This is a genomic window from Pseudomonas sp. B21128 (assembly GCF_044218865.1).
Classification (GTDB): Bacteria; Pseudomonadota; Gammaproteobacteria; order Pseudomonadales; family Pseudomonadaceae; genus Aquipseudomonas; species Aquipseudomonas iridis.
The window spans coordinates 5,712,931-5,727,947 of sequence record NZ_CP162590.1; the positions used below are offsets into that span (position 1 = coordinate 5,712,931).

Genomic DNA, 15,017 nt, shown 5'->3' on the forward strand with positions numbered 1-15,017 from the left:
GCGAGCGCTTGCCGGGGCTTTCTGAATGGACAGCCTTAATGGGCACACGGGCACTCTGCGGCGATCAACGCCCGTAAACCTACCGACCGCTCATCGCTTTAGGAATGCTGCATGTCCACCCCCACAGTTCGCGAACAATTCCTTGTCATCAGTGCCCTCGGCGCCAACCCCATGGAGCTGACTAACGTCCTGTGCCGCGCCAGCCATGAAAATCGCTGCGCCGTGGTTACTTCCCGCCTGACCCGCCATGGCGAGTGCAGCGCGCTGATTCTCGAAATCTCTGGCAGCTGGGACGCCCTCGCACGCCTGGAAGGCAGCCTGTCAGGTCTCGCCAAGAAGCACGCGTTCACCGTCAACGTGGTGCGTAGCGCCCCACTGGAGAACCGTCCGCAGGCGCTGCCATACGTGGCTTACGTCAGCTCGGCGTACCGTCCGGACATCATCAATGAGCTGTGCCAGTTCTTCATGGATCACAATGTCGAACTGGAAAACCTGACGTGCGACACGTATCAGGCACCACAGACCGGTGGCACCATGCTCAACGCCACGTTCACCGTGACCCTGCCGGCCGGCACCCAGATCAGTTGGCTGCGTGACCAGTTCCTGGATTTCTCCGACGCCATGAACCTCGATGCCCTGATCGAACCCTGGCGCCCACAAAACCCAATGTAAGGAAGCTTTCATGGCCGTTGTCATCGACCAACCGGTTGCGGATTTCGAAGCACCTGCCACCAGTGGGCAAACCGTCAGCCTGTCTGCCCTGAAGGGCAAGCAAGTGGTGATTTATTTCTATCCAAAGGACAGCACCCCGGGCTGCACCACTCAAGGCCAGGGCTTTCGCGATCAGCACGCGGCGTTCAAGGCTGCCAACACGGAAATCTTCGGTATCTCGCGCGACAGCCTGAAGTCTCACGAGAACTTCAAGGGCAAGCAGGAGTTTCCGTTCGAGCTGATCAGCGACAAGGATGAGGCTGTCTGCCAGTTGTTCGACGTGATCAAGCTCAAGAAGCTGTACGGCAAGGAATACCTGGGTGTCGATCGCAGCACCTTCCTGATTGACAAGGACGGCGTGCTGCGCCAGGAATGGCGTGGCGTGAAAGTGCCGGGGCATGTGGATGCGGTTCTGGCTGCTGCTCAAGCGCTGAATAAAGCCTGAGGAACAAAAGATCGCAGCCTGAGGCGCCTCCTCCCGAAAACTGGAGGAGCTGCCGCAGGCTGCGATCTTTTGTTTTAAAGCAACGGCGCCACCGCGGGCTCCTTACGCGGCCAGGCATCGAGTACTGCCTTGAACAGCGTCGCCAGGGGAATCGCAAAGAACACCCCCCAAAACCCCCACAAGCCACCAAACAACAGCACCGCACAGATGATCGCCACCGGGTGCAGGTTGACCGCTTCGGAAAACAGCAACGGCACAAGCACGTTGCCATCCAGTGTCTGGATGATTCCGTAGACCGCCATCAGATAAATGAATTGATCGCTCCAGCCCCACTGGAACAGCGCAATCAGCAGCACCGGCACGGTCACCACCACCGCGCCGACATACGGCACCACCACCGAGAAACCGACCAGCAACGCCAACAGCGCGGCATAGTTGAGCCCGAGTGCGACGAAAGCGATGTAAGTCACACCGCCGCAAATCACGATCTCGATGCCTTTGCCGCGAATGTAATTGGCGATCTGCCGGTTCATTTCCTGCGCCACTCGCGTGATCAGCGCCCGCTCACGCGGTAAATAGCCGCGCACCCACTCGCCGATCACTGCCCGATCCTTGAGGAAAAAGAACACCAGAATCGGCACGAGCACCAGATAGATCATGATGTTCACCAGCAGCGGCAGACTCGACAGCGAAAACGTCAACGCCCACTGGCCGAACTTGCCGATCTCGCCGCGCGCCACCTCGATCGCCTGCAACACTTGCTCATCGGAGACCAGATGCGGATAGCGCTCCGGTAGCAGCAACAGCAACGATTGCCACTTGGCGAGCATGCCCGGCAGCTCATTGAACAGCGTAATCAACTGGTGCCAGAGCAGCGGCAACACCACGACAATGAACAGCATCAGCGCGCCCATGAACAGCGCAAACACCAATCCCACCGCCACAGCGCCTGGTACGCGCAGACGCTCCAGCATCACCACCAGGCCCTGCATCAAGTACGCCAGCACCATCCCGGCCAGTACCGGCGCCAACATGCCGCCTAGGGTGAGCACCGCGGTAAACGCCAGCACCAGCAGCACGGCGAGCACCACGGCTTCTTCATCGGAGAAGTAGCGCTGAATCCAGTCGCGTAACACTTTGAACATCAATAATCCTTGGGTTTTTTGACGCTGTCGGTTTCAGGCTTTTTTCAACCAGTAAAGGTAGACGCCGGCTTCGGCTTCTTCGCGCAGCAGAGCATGACCGGCCAACCTGGCAAAGGTGCGGAAGTCGCGCTGGGAGCCCGCATCGGTGGCGATCACCTTGAGCACCGCGCCGCTTGCAAGCTTGTTGAGTTCCATTTTTGCCTTGAGCAGCGGTAACGGACAATTCAGGCCGCTGGCGTCCAGTTCTGCGTCATGGGCTAAAGCGTCAGTCATTGCGTCACTCCGGATCCGGTCAGTCGAGCAGCCTAGAATATCTGGTCGCAAGCCCGGTGTCCGGCTACAGTAAGGTCTTTGTCTTCTAAGGCTTTGTGCATGACTTTTCTGCGCCCTACCCTGCTGACGCTCGCTTGCCTGCTCGCCTCACCAGGCTTTGCCGACGATCTACCGTCACTCGGCGACGCCAGCTCTGCCATTGTCTCGCCCCAACAGGAATACCAGCTCGGTCGCGCCTGGCTGGCCATGTTGCGCAGCCAGGTTTCACAGCTCAATGATCCGCAACTCAAAGACTACGTCGAATCCAGCGTTTACAAGCTGGTGGAGACCAGCCAGGTCAGCGACCGACGTCTGGAATTCATCCTGATCAACAGCCCGCAGCTCAACGCCTTCGCGGCGCCGGGCGGCGTGGTCGGGGTCAATGGTGGTTTGTTCCTCAACGCACAGACCGAGGGCGAATACGCTTCGGTGCTGGCTCACGAATTGGCTCACTTGTCGCAGCGCCACTTTGCGCGCGGCGTCGAAGCTTCGCAGCGCATGCAAGTCCCGATGATGGCGGCGCTGCTGGCCGGTATCGTGATTGCAGCGGCCGGCGGCGGTGACGCCGGGATCGCGACCATTGCCGGTACTCAGGCAGCGGCGCTTCAGGAGCAGCGCCGTTTCTCCCGCCAGAACGAGCAGGAGGCCGACCGTATCGGCATCCTCAATCTGGAAAAGGCTGGATACGACCCACGCTCGATGCCAACCATGTTCGAGCGCTTGATGCGTCAATACCGCTTCGATGCCAAACCACCAGAATTCCTGCTGACTCACCCGGTGACCGAATCACGGATCGCCGACACCCGCAACCGCGCCGAGCAGGCCAAGACCGGCGGCATTGAAGACACCAAGCGTTATCAGCTGATCCGCGCCCGCGTGCAGCTGGTCTACGAAGAAACACCAGGACTGGGCGCCAAGCGTTTCCGTGCGCAACTGGACGAGAACCCTCAAAACGACGTGGCCCGCTATGGACTGGCCATCGCGCAGATCAAGGGCGGTCAGTTGAACGAAGCTCGGGAGAACCTCAAACAGTTACTGGCCAAAGCGCCGAACGAGATCATCTACAACCTCGCTCAGGTCGATCTGGACATCACCAACAATCGCCTGCCCGATGCCCAGACGCGGGTTGAGCGAATGCTCACGCAATACCCCGGCAACTATCCACTGAATCAGGTTCGAGTCGATCTTCTGCTCAAGCAGAACCGCGCGGCCGATGCCGAAAAAGCGCTGGAGGGATTGCTCAAGACTCGCCCGGATGATCCGGATGTCTGGTATCAGGTTGCCGAAACCCGTGGTTTGTCTGGCAACATCATTGGCCTGCACCAGGCGCGCGCCGAATACTTTGCCTTGGTCGGCGATTACCGTCAGGCGATCCAGCAACTGGATTTCGCCAAGCGCAAGGCTGGCAGCAACTTCCCGCTGTCCTCGCGGATCGATGCCCGCCAGCGCGAACTGATGGAGCAGGAGCGCATGGTCAAGGACATGATGGGCTGACGCTTCTTCGCGATTGAAATGCTTCAGGCATAAAAAAACCGCCTCTTTCGAGGCGGTTTTTATTTACCGCTCAATCCGGATTATTCAGCCAGCTTGAAGGTGATGAAGCTCGCACGACCTTGACGCAGAACGCGCATCGACACCGAACGGTTCTTCGGCAGCGCCTTGGCGATCTCGGCGAACTCCTTGCTGGAGCCGATGGCCTGGTTGTTCAGATGAGTGATGACATCACCCGGTTGCAGACCGATCAGGGCGGCAGGACCGTCCTGCACTTCCTTGATCACCACACCACCTTTGAGGTCGTAGGTTTTTTTCTGCTCAGCCGTCAGCTCGGCCACGGCTACGCCGAGGCGGTTGCTACTGGTTTCAGCGCCGGACTTCGGCAACGCATCCAGCTCTTTTTCTTCATCCGGGATAGCGCCAACCGTCAGCTCGACGTTTTTGCGCTTACCTTCACGGATCACTTCCAGATTGGCTTTCGCGCCAGACTTCAGTGCGCCAACCAGATGCGGCAAATCGGCAGACATGACGATCGGTTGACCGTTCATGCTCAGGATCACGTCGCCCACTTGCAGACCGCCCTTGGCAGCCGGACCGTCATCCTGAATCTGTGCGACCAGCGCACCGGCCGGTTTATCCAGGCCGAACGATTCGGCCAGATCCTTGTTCACTTCCTGGATGACCACGCCCAGCCAGCCGCGGCTGACCTTGCCACCGCTCTTCAATTGATTGGAAACGTCCATCGCCACATCGATAGGGATCGCGAACGAAACGCCCATGAAGCCGCCGGAACGGGTGTAGATCTGCGAGTTGATCCCGACCACTTCACCGTTCAGGTTGAACAGCGGGCCGCCGGAGTTGCCCGGGTTGATCGGCACGTCGGTCTGGATGAACGGCACGTAGTTTTCATTCGGCAGGCTGCGCCCAACGGCGCTGACGATGCCTTGGGTAACGGTGTGGTCAAAGCCGAATGGCGAACCGATTGCCACTACCCACTGACCAGCTTTCAAATCCTGGGATTTGCCGAGTTTGAGTACGGGCAGATCCTTCCCTTCGATTTTCAGCAGGGCCACGTCGGAACGCGGATCGGTGCCGACCAGTTTGGCTTTCATTTCGCTGCGATCAGCCAGACGGACGAGAATCTCGTCTGCATCGGCAATCACGTGGTTATTCGTCAGGATGTAGCCATCCGGGGAAATGATAAAACCCGAACCCAGCGACTGTGCTTCACGCTGACGATCGCCACGCGGCGAACGTTGCTGAGGTGGCATGCCGCGCTCGAAGAACTCGCGCAGCATTGGCGGCAAGCCTTCAAGATCAGGCATCTGCTGGTTGACTTTGCGATCCGGCAGTTTCTGCGTGGTACTGATGTTCACCACCGCCGGCGAAGCCTGTTCGACCAGTTGGGTGAAATCAGGCAGATCGGCCGCTTGCGCGGCAGGGATTGCCTGACCGAGCAACAGCACGGTGGCGAAAATGGAGAGATAAGACTTCAAGCTAGGTATCGACATACAGCTCCCGTTACGACGAGCAGGGTTAAGCGATATGGAGCAAGGAACACCGGAAACCACAGTCCGGCATTTTTGTTCCGGGAACAACAAACAAGGCCAGAGCCGTGAGGCTCTGACCTATAAAAAACTTTTGGAGTATTTGCAAATGAAAATGCTCAGCAAACATTTCCAGGTCTCGACGACGAGGTGGAAATGAATGAAATCAACTCACTGCTTGCTGGTTGCAGAGACATCTTGATTACGCATCGACAGCGCAATTCGTTCGGCGGTGCCAATCGGAATCTCGCCGACAACCGTCACCATTATTTCGCCTTCAGGTGTCGTCAGGCGTCGGGATACCGCGACAGTCGGGCCTAACTGGGTCCGGGTGTCGGTAACGGTAGCGCCGTTCAAAGGCTCAAGGAAAACCGAAAAACGCGCTAGACCATCGTCGTACATCAGGCTAGTCACCTGAGCTTTGGTTTGCGGGTCTTTGTGCGAGGTGCTGCTGGTCAGCTCAAAACCCGGCGGCAGCCAGTCCGAATGCCACATTTGGGCGGTCTTGACGGCAGAGGCCTTGTCACTGTCGAGGGTAATAACCTTGCAGTCGGCATCTGCCAGCAAGTCTTTATCCGTCGGGACATTGTCAGTATCGAGGGTGGTGAACTGGAAACGTTCGAGCAATTGGCCCTTGTCGTTCAACAACAACGACTTCAGCGGCAAACCGGTCTGCTTGTCCAGGTGCAACTCAAAACCGTATCGGTGCTGGTCACGAGGCGTCAGCGATACGATCACTGCGTCTCGACCAGCCACACGCGACTTGCCAACGACGGCAAGTTCATACCAGTTTTTCAGCTTTTTGGGATCGAGAGGACGAGCGGCAGCGTTCGGAGAACCTCCCAGTCCTGCAATCAGAGTGCCGCTGACGCATTGAGTATGTCCATCAATGCGCACGACTTCCTGTGCCGAACCGTCGAGCTGAAGCAAACGCTCGCGGACCTGACCATTCTGGACACGATGCCAGATGTTATGGGTAGAAAAACTACCGTTACGCTCGTAAACGAAAGTACCGTGAAAGCTTTGCTGCTGCTCGGCCTGGCCCAGACGGATCAACCAGTCCTGGGCCTCATCAGCGTGGGCTGGAACAACGAACCAGCCACTGAGCAGAAGCGAAAGTAGAGGTATGGCGCGCATGATCCTCCTTATTGGTTTTCCAGGCTTGCGGCACGTGCATAAGGCAACGCGCTTTCAGTACCCTTGAGCGCAGCTTGCTGAGCATGCTGGCGCAGGTAGCTTGGCAGACGCTGGTCATGCCACCCCGGCTGACCTTGCAAAACACCGTTGGCCATAGGGCCCGTGGCTTCGGAGCTCTCACTGTAGCCTGCCAGAACAGCCGGGCCTTTGACCTGTGGAGTGGCCAGGGTCGGCTGGTTAGTTTGCTGAGCCAGTTCAACACCGGCAATTTCGTCCTGGTTGTACAGGCGAACACCAGCCAGAACAGCAACAGTTACCGAGGCTGCAACAGCCAGACGGCCGAGGTTGCGCCATGGGCTGCGAGATACTTTGGCCGGAGCCGTTTCGTCTTCCAGCGCAGCAGACACTGCCGCAGCGATATCCAGACGTGGCAGCAGCAGATCCTTGTGCATGGCTGCCCGAGCGATCTGGTAACGAGCCCAGGTTTCACGGGTTTCAACGTCGTCCAGTGCATTAATCACTCGACGCAATTCCAGTTCGTCCGCTTCGTTATCCATCACTGCGGACAGCGATTCCTGCAGGGCTTCACGACTCATGGCGTTCCTCTCTTGGCTGTCGCCGCTGTCTCAGTTTTCCTGCAACAACGGCTGCAGGGCTTTATCGATGGCCTCCCGAGCGCGGAAAATCCGGGAGCGCACGGTACCCACCGGACACTGCATGACGCTCGCAATGTCCTCGTAACTCAGACCATCGAATTCACGTAAAGTTAAAGCCGTACGTAAATCCTCTGGAAGTTGCTGAATGGTTCGATGGACGGTGCCTTCGATCTCATCCCGCAACAGTGCTCGTTCTGGAGACTCGAGATCCTTGAGGCCATGATCGCCGTCGTAGAACTCCGCATCCTCAGAACTTACGTCGCTATCAGGCGGCCGACGGCCGCGTGAAACGAGGTAATTCTTTGCCGTGTTGATGGCAATACGGTACAGCCACGTATAAAACGCACTGTCACCGCGAAAGTTTCCAAGTGCTCGATACGCCTTGATAAAGGCTTCCTGAGCGACGTCCTGGGCTTCATGGGTGTCGTGCACAAACCGCACGATCAACCCGAGAATTTTGTGCTGATATTTCAGCACCAGCAGATCGAAAGCTCGCTTGTCGCCACGTTGAACGCGCTCGACCAGCTGCTGATCCTCTTCCTGGGTTAGCATGAACACTCCTCGATAGGCCCGGAGGAGACTTGCATAACTAAACGACCAGACTTGCAAACATAGACTCGGGCTTTTCTCAAAAGTTCTCCCCCTCCAAGCAAGTTTCCTGCGGGCTCTGATTTGGCACGCACGAAAAACGCAGCGCGGGATAAACCGGCTGCGCGAATAATCTTGTCATCGGTTTCGCCGGTAGAAACCCAGATCGCAGATTCCTCACTGAAACCGACACTGTCCCTTTTCATGGCACCGTCTATTGATCTTGGCCCTTTGGCAAAAGTTCCAATTATTTATAGCCGCACCCGTGCGACATTGGGCAACACTGGACGGAAAAAGACTGTTTCAGCAGCGATACAGTCGCCTTCCCCCGGAACCGACGAAAAATTCTTCCGACGAAGTACCCGGCTTTTTCCGTCACAGTAGTTTCACAATGCCATCTGGGCACGGCTATTGTGCCGACCTGCCCCTCTATATACTAGTGGGCTGTGTGGCTGTCTTGACTCGCCGATTCAGGTGTCATGCGCCAACCCCGACCCGGGTCGCTTTGAGCGGAATGCTGAAATGAGCCAACAGTTCCAACACGATGTTCTGGTCATTGGCAGCGGTGCTGCCGGTTTGAGTCTTGCGCTGACCCTGCCAGGTCATCTGCGCATTGCCGTTTTGAGCAAGGGCGATCTCGCCAACGGTTCGACTTTCTGGGCCCAGGGCGGAGTCGCCGCCGTGCTGGACGACACCGACACTGTCGAGTCCCACGTCGATGACACCCTGAATGCGGGCGGCGGCCTGTGCCATGAGGACGCCGTACGCTTCACCGTCGAACACAGCCGTGAAGCCATCCAGTGGCTGATCGACCAAGGCGTGCCGTTCACCCGCGACGAACAGTCCGGCACTGAAGACGGCGGTTTCGAATTCCATCTGACCCGCGAGGGCGGCCACAGTCACCGGCGCATCATCCATGCAGCCGATGCGACCGGCGCTGCCATCTTCAAAACCTTGCTGGCCCAGGCCAAAGAGCGCTCGAACATCGAACTGCTGGAACAGCGGGTGGCCGTCGATCTGATTACCGAACGACGCTTGGGCATGGACGGCGATCGCTGCCTCGGTGCCTATGTGCTCAACCGCGCGACCGGCGAAGTCGACACCTACGGCGCGCGCTTCGTGATTCTGGCTTCAGGTGGTGCGGCCAAGGTTTACCTCTATACCAGCAATCCCGACGGCGCCTGCGGTGATGGCATCGCCATGGCCTGGCGCTCGGGCTGCCGGGTGGCGAACCTGGAATTCAACCAGTTTCACCCCACCTGCCTGTATCACCCGCAGGCCAAGAGCTTCCTGATCACTGAAGCCCTGCGTGGCGAAGGCGCGCATTTGAAGCTGCCGAACGGCGAACGCTTCATGTATCGCTTCGACAAGCGCGCCGAACTGGCACCGCGTGACATCGTCGCCCGGGCCATCGACCATGAAATGAAGCGTCTGGGTGTCGACTGCGTCTATCTCGACATCAGCCACAAACCCGAAGCGTTCATCAAGACGCACTTCCCGACTGTTTATGAGCGCTGCCTGGGCTTTGGCATCGACATCACCAAACAACCGATCCCGGTCGTTCCCGCCGCGCACTACACCTGTGGCGGCGTAATGGTCGATCAGCATGGCCGCACCGATGTGCCGGGCTTGTACGCCATCGGCGAAACCAGCTTCACCGGCCTGCACGGTGCCAACCGCATGGCCAGCAACTCGTTGCTGGAGTGTTTCGTCTACGCCCGGTCGGCGGCGGCAGATATTCTGGCGCAACTGGATGACGTCACAGCGCCAAGCACCCTGCCCGTCTGGGACGCCAGCCAGGTGACCGATTCTGATGAAGACGTAATCATCGCGCACAACTGGGATGAACTGCGGCGATTCATGTGGGACTACGTTGGCATCGTGCGAACCAACAAGCGCTTGCAACGGGCTCAACATCGCGTGCGTCTGCTGCTGGACGAGATCGACGAGTTTTACAGCAACTATAAAGTCAGCCGCGATTTGATCGAGCTGCGCAATCTCGCGCAAGTGGCGGAACTGATGATCAGCTCGGCCATGGAACGCAAGGAAAGTCGCGGCCTGCATTACACCCTCGACTACCCTGACCTGCTGCCCGAAGCGCTCGACACTATTCTGGTGCCGCCCACCTACGCCGGCTGAACTTGAGCCGCACTCGCAGGCGTCGATGCAAATCCGTCGCTTGCGAGTCCCGTGGCACGCAGATCGATCTGACGCGCCACTCACCGCGCAAACGAAAACGCAGTACCACGATCAGCGGCAGTGCAAGGCTGTCCGGGCGCAACTGCACCGCTTGCCAGCCCTCCGCCTGATTCCACAATTGCCAGCCGTCGCCGTCTCGACGCAAACCGCGCATTGCCTTGGGATGACTGAGCAGAATCTGCCGCGGCAACACCCAAAACCCGTGAAGCAGGCAGCCGAAAGCCCCGAGCAAGCTCGCCCATAGGGGAATGGAAAGCACAAACAAGGCACCCAGAGCGAATGCCTGGGCCAACAGATACGCCGCCAGCAACTGCCGTGAGGCATGCCAGCGGCATTCGAACGTATTACTTGGGCTGAACACGATCCAGGATCATGCGAACCATGCGTTGCAGCTCCGGATCTTCGGACTCGTTGCGCTCCATGAACCAGCCGAACATGTCCTGATCTTCGCAAGTCAACAGACGGACATACAGATCGCGATCGACTTGATTCAGGTTTGCGTAAACCTCCTGCACAAATGGCACCAGCAACACGTCAAGCTCAAGCATGCCGCGACGGCTGTGCCAAAAGAGGCGATTCAGTTCAACTTGTTCGACCATGGGGCCCTCCTCAAATTTGGCGGCAAGTATACAGCCCCGATGCCGCTCGCACAGTCGGCTTTGGTCGGGCACCACCGATCCTTTATCAACTACCCATTTCAACAACGCGCCCTTATGATGTGCCCCAGTCTATTTACCCTGCGAAGACCCATGGCCGATTCTGCTTTTTTCTGCACCCTGTCTCATGAAGGCGTTCTCGCGGTCCGCGGCGCGGATGCCGGAAAATTCCTGCAAGGCCAGTTGACCTGCAATATCAATTATCTGAGCGAAACAGCGTCCAGCCTGGGCGCTCGCTGCACGCAAAAAGGCCGGATGCAATCGAGTTTCCGCATTCTGCTCGAAGGCGATGGTGTGCTGCTGGCGATGGCCAGCGAATTGCTCGAGCCGCAACTGGCGGACCTGAAAAAGTACGCGGTGTTCTCCAAGTCGAAACTGACCGACGAAAGCGCCGCCTGGGTGCGTTTCGGGCTGAGGTCGGGCGATGCAGCGCTGAGCAGTCTCGGCCTGGATCTGCCCATTGAGACCGACAGCGTGGTACGCAACCACGGCCTGATTGCAATTCGCGTCTCGCCGGATCGTGCCGAACTGTGGGTACCCGCCGATCAAGCACAAACCATCAAACAAACGCTGTCGATAACCCTGCCTGAAGGTGAACTGAACCAGTGGTTGCTCGGCCAGATCCGCGCCGGTATCGGTCAGGTGATGCCCACCACCCGCGAGCTGTTCATCCCGCAGATGCTCAACCTGCAAGCCGTCGGCGGCGTGAGTTTCAAGAAGGGTTGCTACACCGGCCAGGAAATCGTCGCGCGCATGCAGTACCTGGGCAAACTCAAACGCCGTCTGTATCGCTTGAGCCTCGACGCCACGCAATTGCCGGAACCCGGCACGCCATTGTTTGCGCCGAGCCACAACAGCTCGATCGGCGAGGTCGTACTGGCTGCTGGCGCCGGGCAAAACATTGAACTCCTGGCAGTGTTGCAGGCCGAAGCTGCAGAAGCGGGTGATCTACATCTGGGCACCCTTGAAGGGCCTGCGTTGCATCTGCTCGATTTGCCCTACGAACTGGATCGCGACCGCGAAATCCAGCGCTGATCGCAGCATTTGTTGCAACACCCTAGAGAGCCTAAATGAACGAACTGGCGGATAAGATCCAACAGGATTTGGTTGAGGCCATCGATAAAGATGAGCTGGTTCTGCCAACACTGCCGGAAGTAGCCTTGCAAATTCGCAAGGCTGCTGAAGATCCGGAAATCAGCGTCAGTGAACTGAGCAAAGTCATCGGCCGTGACACGGCCCTGTCGGCGCGCCTGATCAAAGTGGTCAACAGCCCTCTGCTGCGCGCGGCGCAGGAAGTCACCGACCTGCATACCGCCATCATCCGCCTGGGCATCAACTACAGCAGTAACCTGGCGATCGGCCTGGTGATGGAGCAGATTTTCCACGCCAGTTCCGAAGTGGTGGAACAGAAAATGCGTGAAGTCTGGCGCAAGAGCCTGGAAATCGCCGGGGTCAGTTATGCGCTGTGTCGTCGTTACACCCAACTCAAACCGGATCAGGCGGCGCTGGGTGGACTGGTGCATCAGATCGGCGTGCTGCCGATTTTGACCTATGCCGAAGACCACTATGAACTGCTCTCGGATTCGGTCAGCCTCAACCATGTAATCGACCACCTTCATCCGTTGCTCGGCGACAAGCTCTTGCGCGTCTGGGATTTTCCGGAACGACTGGTGGAGCTGCCGGGGCTGTATCAGGATCTCAAACGCGACTCGGCACAGGTCGATTACGTCGATCTGGTGCAGGTGGCGAGCCTCTATTGCCACAAGGGCACTGACCATCCGTTTGCGCGGATTGATCCGCTGAGTGTTCCGGCGTTCAGGAAGCTTGGGATTGATCCGGAGAACAAGGCGCTGTGCGCGGATCTGGAAGAATCACGCTCGATGTTTTACTGATCCTAAACGGTGGCGAGCCCTTCGCGAGCAAGCTCGCTCCCACAGGAAAATGCCCTCATCTGTGAAGCAGATGTGCTTTCAAATTGAAATGCATTCCAATGTGGGAGCGAGCTTGCTCGCGAAGAGGCCAGCCGAGACGCCGCAACCTCACCCAGCAATAAAACTCACCCGCACCTTGAGCCCCGCCTGTTCACCATCATGCAGCGTGATCTGCGCCAGATGTGCCCGGCAGATCTCGCCGACAATCGCCAGCCCCAACCCCGATCCCGCCACCTGCTGATTACGCCGGTAGAAGCGCTCGAACACTCGATCGCGCTCGTGCAGCGGAATCCCCGGCCCGTCGTCTTCAACCTCAAGCACTGCCGGGGTCAGCACGCGCAAGATCACGTTGCCGCCCGGCGGCGTATGCGCCAAGGCGTTATCCACCAGATTGCTCAACAACTCATTCAGCAGCGTTGGCTCGCCACGCAGCCACACCGGCTCATCGGCCTCAAGCGCCAGCGCCACCCCGCGTTTGTGCGCCAGTGGCGCCATGGCCATGCCCAACTCGCGGGCCAACTGGCTCAGATCGAGCAACTGCGCACCGCCCTCGGCAATCGCTCGGGCGCCATTTTCGACGCGCGCCAGCGACAGCAATTGGTTGGCCAGATGGGTCAGGCGATCGGTGCCTTGGGCCGAAGATTCCAGCGTCGTCCGCCAGACCTGCGGGTCATTTGAACGCAGCCCCAATTCCAGCCGCGCCTTCAACGCCGCCAGGGGTGTGCGCAACTCATGCGCCGCATCGGCGATGAACTGCGCCTGGCGCTCGAACTGCCCCCGCAGGCGCTCGGTAAAATGGTTGAGCCCGCGCACCAGCGGCCAAAGCTCGTGTTGCACTTCCACCAGTGGCAATGGCCGCAAGTCGTCGGGTTGGCGCTCCTCGACTGCCGTGCGCAAACGCTCCAGCGGACGCAGTGCGGCGCTGACGGCAAACCAGACCAACAGCAAGGCACCGATCGCCAACATGCCCAAACGCAGCAACGTATCGGCCGCCAGACTGCGCGCCATGCTGACGCGGGCTTCGTCGGTTTCGGCCACGCGGATTTCCGCCATGCCATTCATGTTCGGCTCGCTCACCGCTTTGAGCAGGCTGACCACGCGCACGTTCTGCCCCTTGTAAGTGGCATTGTAGAAACGCGCCAGCGCCGGATAGCTGTCAGTTCTTGGTGTACCGGGCGGTGGCCCGGGGAGGTTTTCGTAGCCGGATATCAGCTTTTGATGGATGTCGTTGACCTGGTAGTAAATCCGTCCGGCGCTGTCGTAAGCGAAGGTATCGAGGGCCACATAAGGCACGTCGGCACTGAGGCTGCCATCACGTTGCGACAGGCCCGCGGCGATGGTTCGCGCCGACGCCAGCAACGTGCGGTCGTACGCCGTGTCGGCCGCCTCGCGTCCATTCCAGTAAGCACTCAAGCCGCTGGCGAGCATCAACACCACCAGCAACGACGCCAGGTTCCACAGCAACCGCCAGCGCAGGCTGCTGGGCTTATGCATCGCGGCTTTCCAGCAGATAGCCGAGGCCGCGGAAGGTCACGATCGCGACCGGTTGACCATCGAGTTTCTTGCGCAAGCGGTGCACGTAGATTTCGATGGCATCGGGGCTGGCCTCTTCATCAAGACCAAACACCTGCGCGGCCAGTTGCTCTTTGCTCATGACTCGCCCCGGCCGGGCGATCAGCGCTTCGAGTACGGCTTGTTCGCGGGACGTCAGCGTGAGCAGTTCCTCACCGAGGGAGAAGCGTCGGGTGTCCAGATCATAGGCCAGCACCCCGCAGCGCTGCTGGCGTTCACCGCCCAACACACTACGTCGCAACAGCGCTTTGACCCGGGCTTCCAGTTCGGTCAGTTCGAACGGCTTGGCAAGGTAGTCATCGGCGCCAAGATTGAGGCCATGCACCCGGTCTTTCACATCGCTGCGCGCCGTCAGCATCAGCACCGGCAGATTTTTCCCGCGAGCCCGCAGCCGCGCCAACACTTCAAACCCGTCCATGCGCGGCAGGCCGACATCGAGGATCGCCACGGCGTATTCCTCACTGCCCAGTGCCAGATCGGCAGCCACGCCATCGTGCAACACATCCACGGTCAGACCGGTGCTCTTGAGCGCCTGGGCGACGCTTTCGGCCAGTTGCAGATGGTCTTCGACGAGCAGAACACGCATGGATTTTTACCTCGTTCAGGGATGGCCGACGCCACTCT

16 protein-coding genes are annotated in these 15,017 nt (G+C 58.9%); 6 read left to right on the top strand and 10 right to left on the bottom strand.

Going from position 1 to position 15,017, the window contains the following annotated elements:
• Positions 1-111 precede the first annotated feature (111 nt).
• Together AB4P91_RS25765 and AB4P91_RS25770 are read left to right on the top strand one after the other, a co-directional pair.
• On the top strand, positions 112-672 hold the full coding sequence (locus AB4P91_RS25765) for a glycine cleavage system protein R (RefSeq protein ID WP_047300076.1): 561 nt from the start codon (positions 112-114) through the stop codon (positions 670-672).
• Positions 673-682: 10 nt separating this feature from the next.
• Complete coding sequence (locus AB4P91_RS25770; RefSeq protein WP_150594372.1) at positions 683-1,156, top strand: peroxiredoxin; 474 nt, start codon at positions 683-685, stop codon at positions 1,154-1,156.
• A 74-nt stretch (positions 1,157-1,230) separates the two neighbouring features.
• On the opposite strand, the gene AB4P91_RS25775 is transcribed toward AB4P91_RS25770, so the two are convergent.
• Positions 1,231-2,301 (bottom strand): AI-2E family transporter, encoded by a 1,071-nt coding sequence (locus AB4P91_RS25775; RefSeq protein WP_395603966.1) that lies wholly within the window; start codon positions 2,299-2,301, stop codon positions 1,231-1,233.
• A gap of 33 nt (positions 2,302-2,334) precedes the next feature.
• Positions 2,335-2,574 carry a sulfurtransferase TusA family protein gene (locus tag AB4P91_RS25780; protein ID WP_150594373.1) on the bottom strand — a complete coding sequence of 80 codons (240 nt, stop codon included), beginning with the start codon at positions 2,572-2,574 and terminating at the stop codon, positions 2,335-2,337.
• A 99-nt stretch (positions 2,575-2,673) separates the two neighbouring features.
• Between AB4P91_RS25780 and AB4P91_RS25785 the strand changes: the two genes are divergently transcribed.
• Complete coding sequence (locus AB4P91_RS25785) at positions 2,674-4,107, top strand: M48 family metalloprotease (protein ID WP_395603967.1); 1,434 nt, start codon at positions 2,674-2,676, stop codon at positions 4,105-4,107.
• A gap of 80 nt (positions 4,108-4,187) precedes the next feature.
• Here the strand turns inward: AB4P91_RS25785 and AB4P91_RS25790 are convergent, their stop codons facing one another.
• The 4 genes from AB4P91_RS25790 to rpoE all read right to left on the bottom strand — a co-directional run bounded on the left by AB4P91_RS25790 (position 4,188) and on the right by rpoE (position 7,999).
• On the bottom strand, positions 4,188-5,618 hold the full coding sequence (locus AB4P91_RS25790; RefSeq protein ID WP_042558069.1) for a DegQ family serine endoprotease: 1,431 nt from the start codon (positions 5,616-5,618) through the stop codon (positions 4,188-4,190).
• Positions 5,619-5,825: 207 nt separating this feature from the next.
• On the bottom strand, positions 5,826-6,791 hold the full coding sequence (locus AB4P91_RS25795) for a MucB/RseB C-terminal domain-containing protein (RefSeq protein WP_395603968.1): 966 nt from the start codon (positions 6,789-6,791) through the stop codon (positions 5,826-5,828).
• An 8-nt stretch (positions 6,792-6,799) separates the two neighbouring features.
• Positions 6,800-7,387 (bottom strand): sigma-E factor negative regulatory protein, encoded by a 588-nt coding sequence (locus AB4P91_RS25800; RefSeq protein ID WP_150687814.1) that lies wholly within the window; start codon positions 7,385-7,387, stop codon positions 6,800-6,802.
• A gap of 30 nt (positions 7,388-7,417) precedes the next feature.
• A complete protein-coding gene (gene rpoE / locus AB4P91_RS25805) occupies positions 7,418-7,999 on the bottom strand; it encodes an RNA polymerase sigma factor RpoE (RefSeq protein WP_003172477.1) in 582 nt (193 codons plus the stop codon).
• Between the two features lie 558 nt (positions 8,000-8,557).
• Here rpoE and nadB point away from each other — a divergent pair.
• Positions 8,558-10,174 (top strand): L-aspartate oxidase, encoded by a 1,617-nt coding sequence (gene nadB, locus AB4P91_RS25810; protein WP_150597315.1) that lies wholly within the window; start codon positions 8,558-8,560, stop codon positions 10,172-10,174.
• On the opposite strand, the gene AB4P91_RS25815 is transcribed toward nadB, so the two are convergent.
• Both AB4P91_RS25815 and AB4P91_RS25820 read right to left on the bottom strand, forming a co-directional pair.
• Positions 10,143-10,595 carry a protein YgfX gene (locus AB4P91_RS25815; RefSeq protein ID WP_150594377.1) on the bottom strand — a complete coding sequence of 151 codons (453 nt, stop codon included), beginning with the start codon at positions 10,593-10,595 and terminating at the stop codon, positions 10,143-10,145. The genes nadB and AB4P91_RS25815 overlap by 32 nt on opposite strands.
• Entirely contained in the window at positions 10,579-10,833 is a 255-nt protein-coding gene (locus tag AB4P91_RS25820; protein ID WP_042558064.1) for a succinate dehydrogenase assembly factor 2, read from the bottom strand. The genes AB4P91_RS25815 and AB4P91_RS25820 overlap by 17 nt, the downstream gene beginning before the upstream one ends.
• Before the next feature lie 150 nt (positions 10,834-10,983).
• Between AB4P91_RS25820 and AB4P91_RS25825 the strand changes: the two genes are divergently transcribed.
• Positions 10,984-11,925, top strand: coding sequence for a YgfZ/GcvT domain-containing protein (locus AB4P91_RS25825; RefSeq protein ID WP_395603969.1), 942 nt, complete (start codon positions 10,984-10,986; stop codon positions 11,923-11,925).
• 35 nt (positions 11,926-11,960) lie between these two features.
• Positions 11,961-12,782: an HDOD domain-containing protein gene (locus AB4P91_RS25830; protein WP_395603970.1), complete on the top strand. Its 822-nt coding sequence runs from the start codon at positions 11,961-11,963 to the stop codon at positions 12,780-12,782.
• 147 nt (positions 12,783-12,929) lie between these two features.
• Here AB4P91_RS25830 and AB4P91_RS25835 read toward each other — a convergent pair whose 3' ends face one another.
• Both AB4P91_RS25835 and AB4P91_RS25840 read right to left on the bottom strand, forming a co-directional pair.
• Complete coding sequence (locus tag AB4P91_RS25835) at positions 12,930-14,315, bottom strand: sensor histidine kinase (protein WP_150594380.1); 1,386 nt, start codon at positions 14,313-14,315, stop codon at positions 12,930-12,932.
• Entirely contained in the window at positions 14,308-14,979 is a 672-nt protein-coding gene (locus AB4P91_RS25840; protein ID WP_042558060.1) for a response regulator, read from the bottom strand. Before AB4P91_RS25840 ends, AB4P91_RS25835 begins: the two co-directional genes overlap by 8 nt.
• Between the last annotated feature and the right edge of the window lie 38 nt (positions 14,980-15,017).

Coding starts and splice junctions, on each gene's coding strand:
- AB4P91_RS25765 (WP_047300076.1), top strand. CDS start 112: ATGTCCACCCCCACAGTTCGCGAACAATTCCTTGTCATCAGTGCCCTC.
- AB4P91_RS25770 (WP_150594372.1), top strand. CDS start 683: ATGGCCGTTGTCATCGACCAACCGGTTGCGGATTTCGAAGCACCTGCC.
- AB4P91_RS25775 (WP_395603966.1), bottom strand. CDS start 2,301: ATGTTCAAAGTGTTACGCGACTGGATTCAGCGCTACTTCTCCGATGAA.
- AB4P91_RS25780 (WP_150594373.1), bottom strand. CDS start 2,574: ATGACTGACGCTTTAGCCCATGACGCAGAACTGGACGCCAGCGGCCTG.
- AB4P91_RS25785 (WP_395603967.1), top strand. CDS start 2,674: ATGACTTTTCTGCGCCCTACCCTGCTGACGCTCGCTTGCCTGCTCGCC.
- AB4P91_RS25790 (WP_042558069.1), bottom strand. CDS start 5,618: ATGTCGATACCTAGCTTGAAGTCTTATCTCTCCATTTTCGCCACCGTG.
- AB4P91_RS25795 (WP_395603968.1), bottom strand. CDS start 6,791: ATGCGCGCCATACCTCTACTTTCGCTTCTGCTCAGTGGCTGGTTCGTT.
- AB4P91_RS25800 (WP_150687814.1), bottom strand. CDS start 7,387: ATGAGTCGTGAAGCCCTGCAGGAATCGCTGTCCGCAGTGATGGATAAC.
- rpoE (WP_003172477.1), bottom strand. CDS start 7,999: ATGCTAACCCAGGAAGAGGATCAGCAGCTGGTCGAGCGCGTTCAACGT.
- nadB (WP_150597315.1), top strand. CDS start 8,558: ATGAGCCAACAGTTCCAACACGATGTTCTGGTCATTGGCAGCGGTGCT.
- AB4P91_RS25820 (WP_042558064.1), bottom strand. CDS start 10,833: ATGGTCGAACAAGTTGAACTGAATCGCCTCTTTTGGCACAGCCGTCGC.
- AB4P91_RS25825 (WP_395603969.1), top strand. CDS start 10,984: ATGGCCGATTCTGCTTTTTTCTGCACCCTGTCTCATGAAGGCGTTCTC.
- AB4P91_RS25830 (WP_395603970.1), top strand. CDS start 11,961: ATGAACGAACTGGCGGATAAGATCCAACAGGATTTGGTTGAGGCCATC.
- AB4P91_RS25835 (WP_150594380.1), bottom strand. CDS start 14,315: ATGCATAAGCCCAGCAGCCTGCGCTGGCGGTTGCTGTGGAACCTGGCG.
- AB4P91_RS25840 (WP_042558060.1), bottom strand. CDS start 14,979: ATGCGTGTTCTGCTCGTCGAAGACCATCTGCAACTGGCCGAAAGCGTC.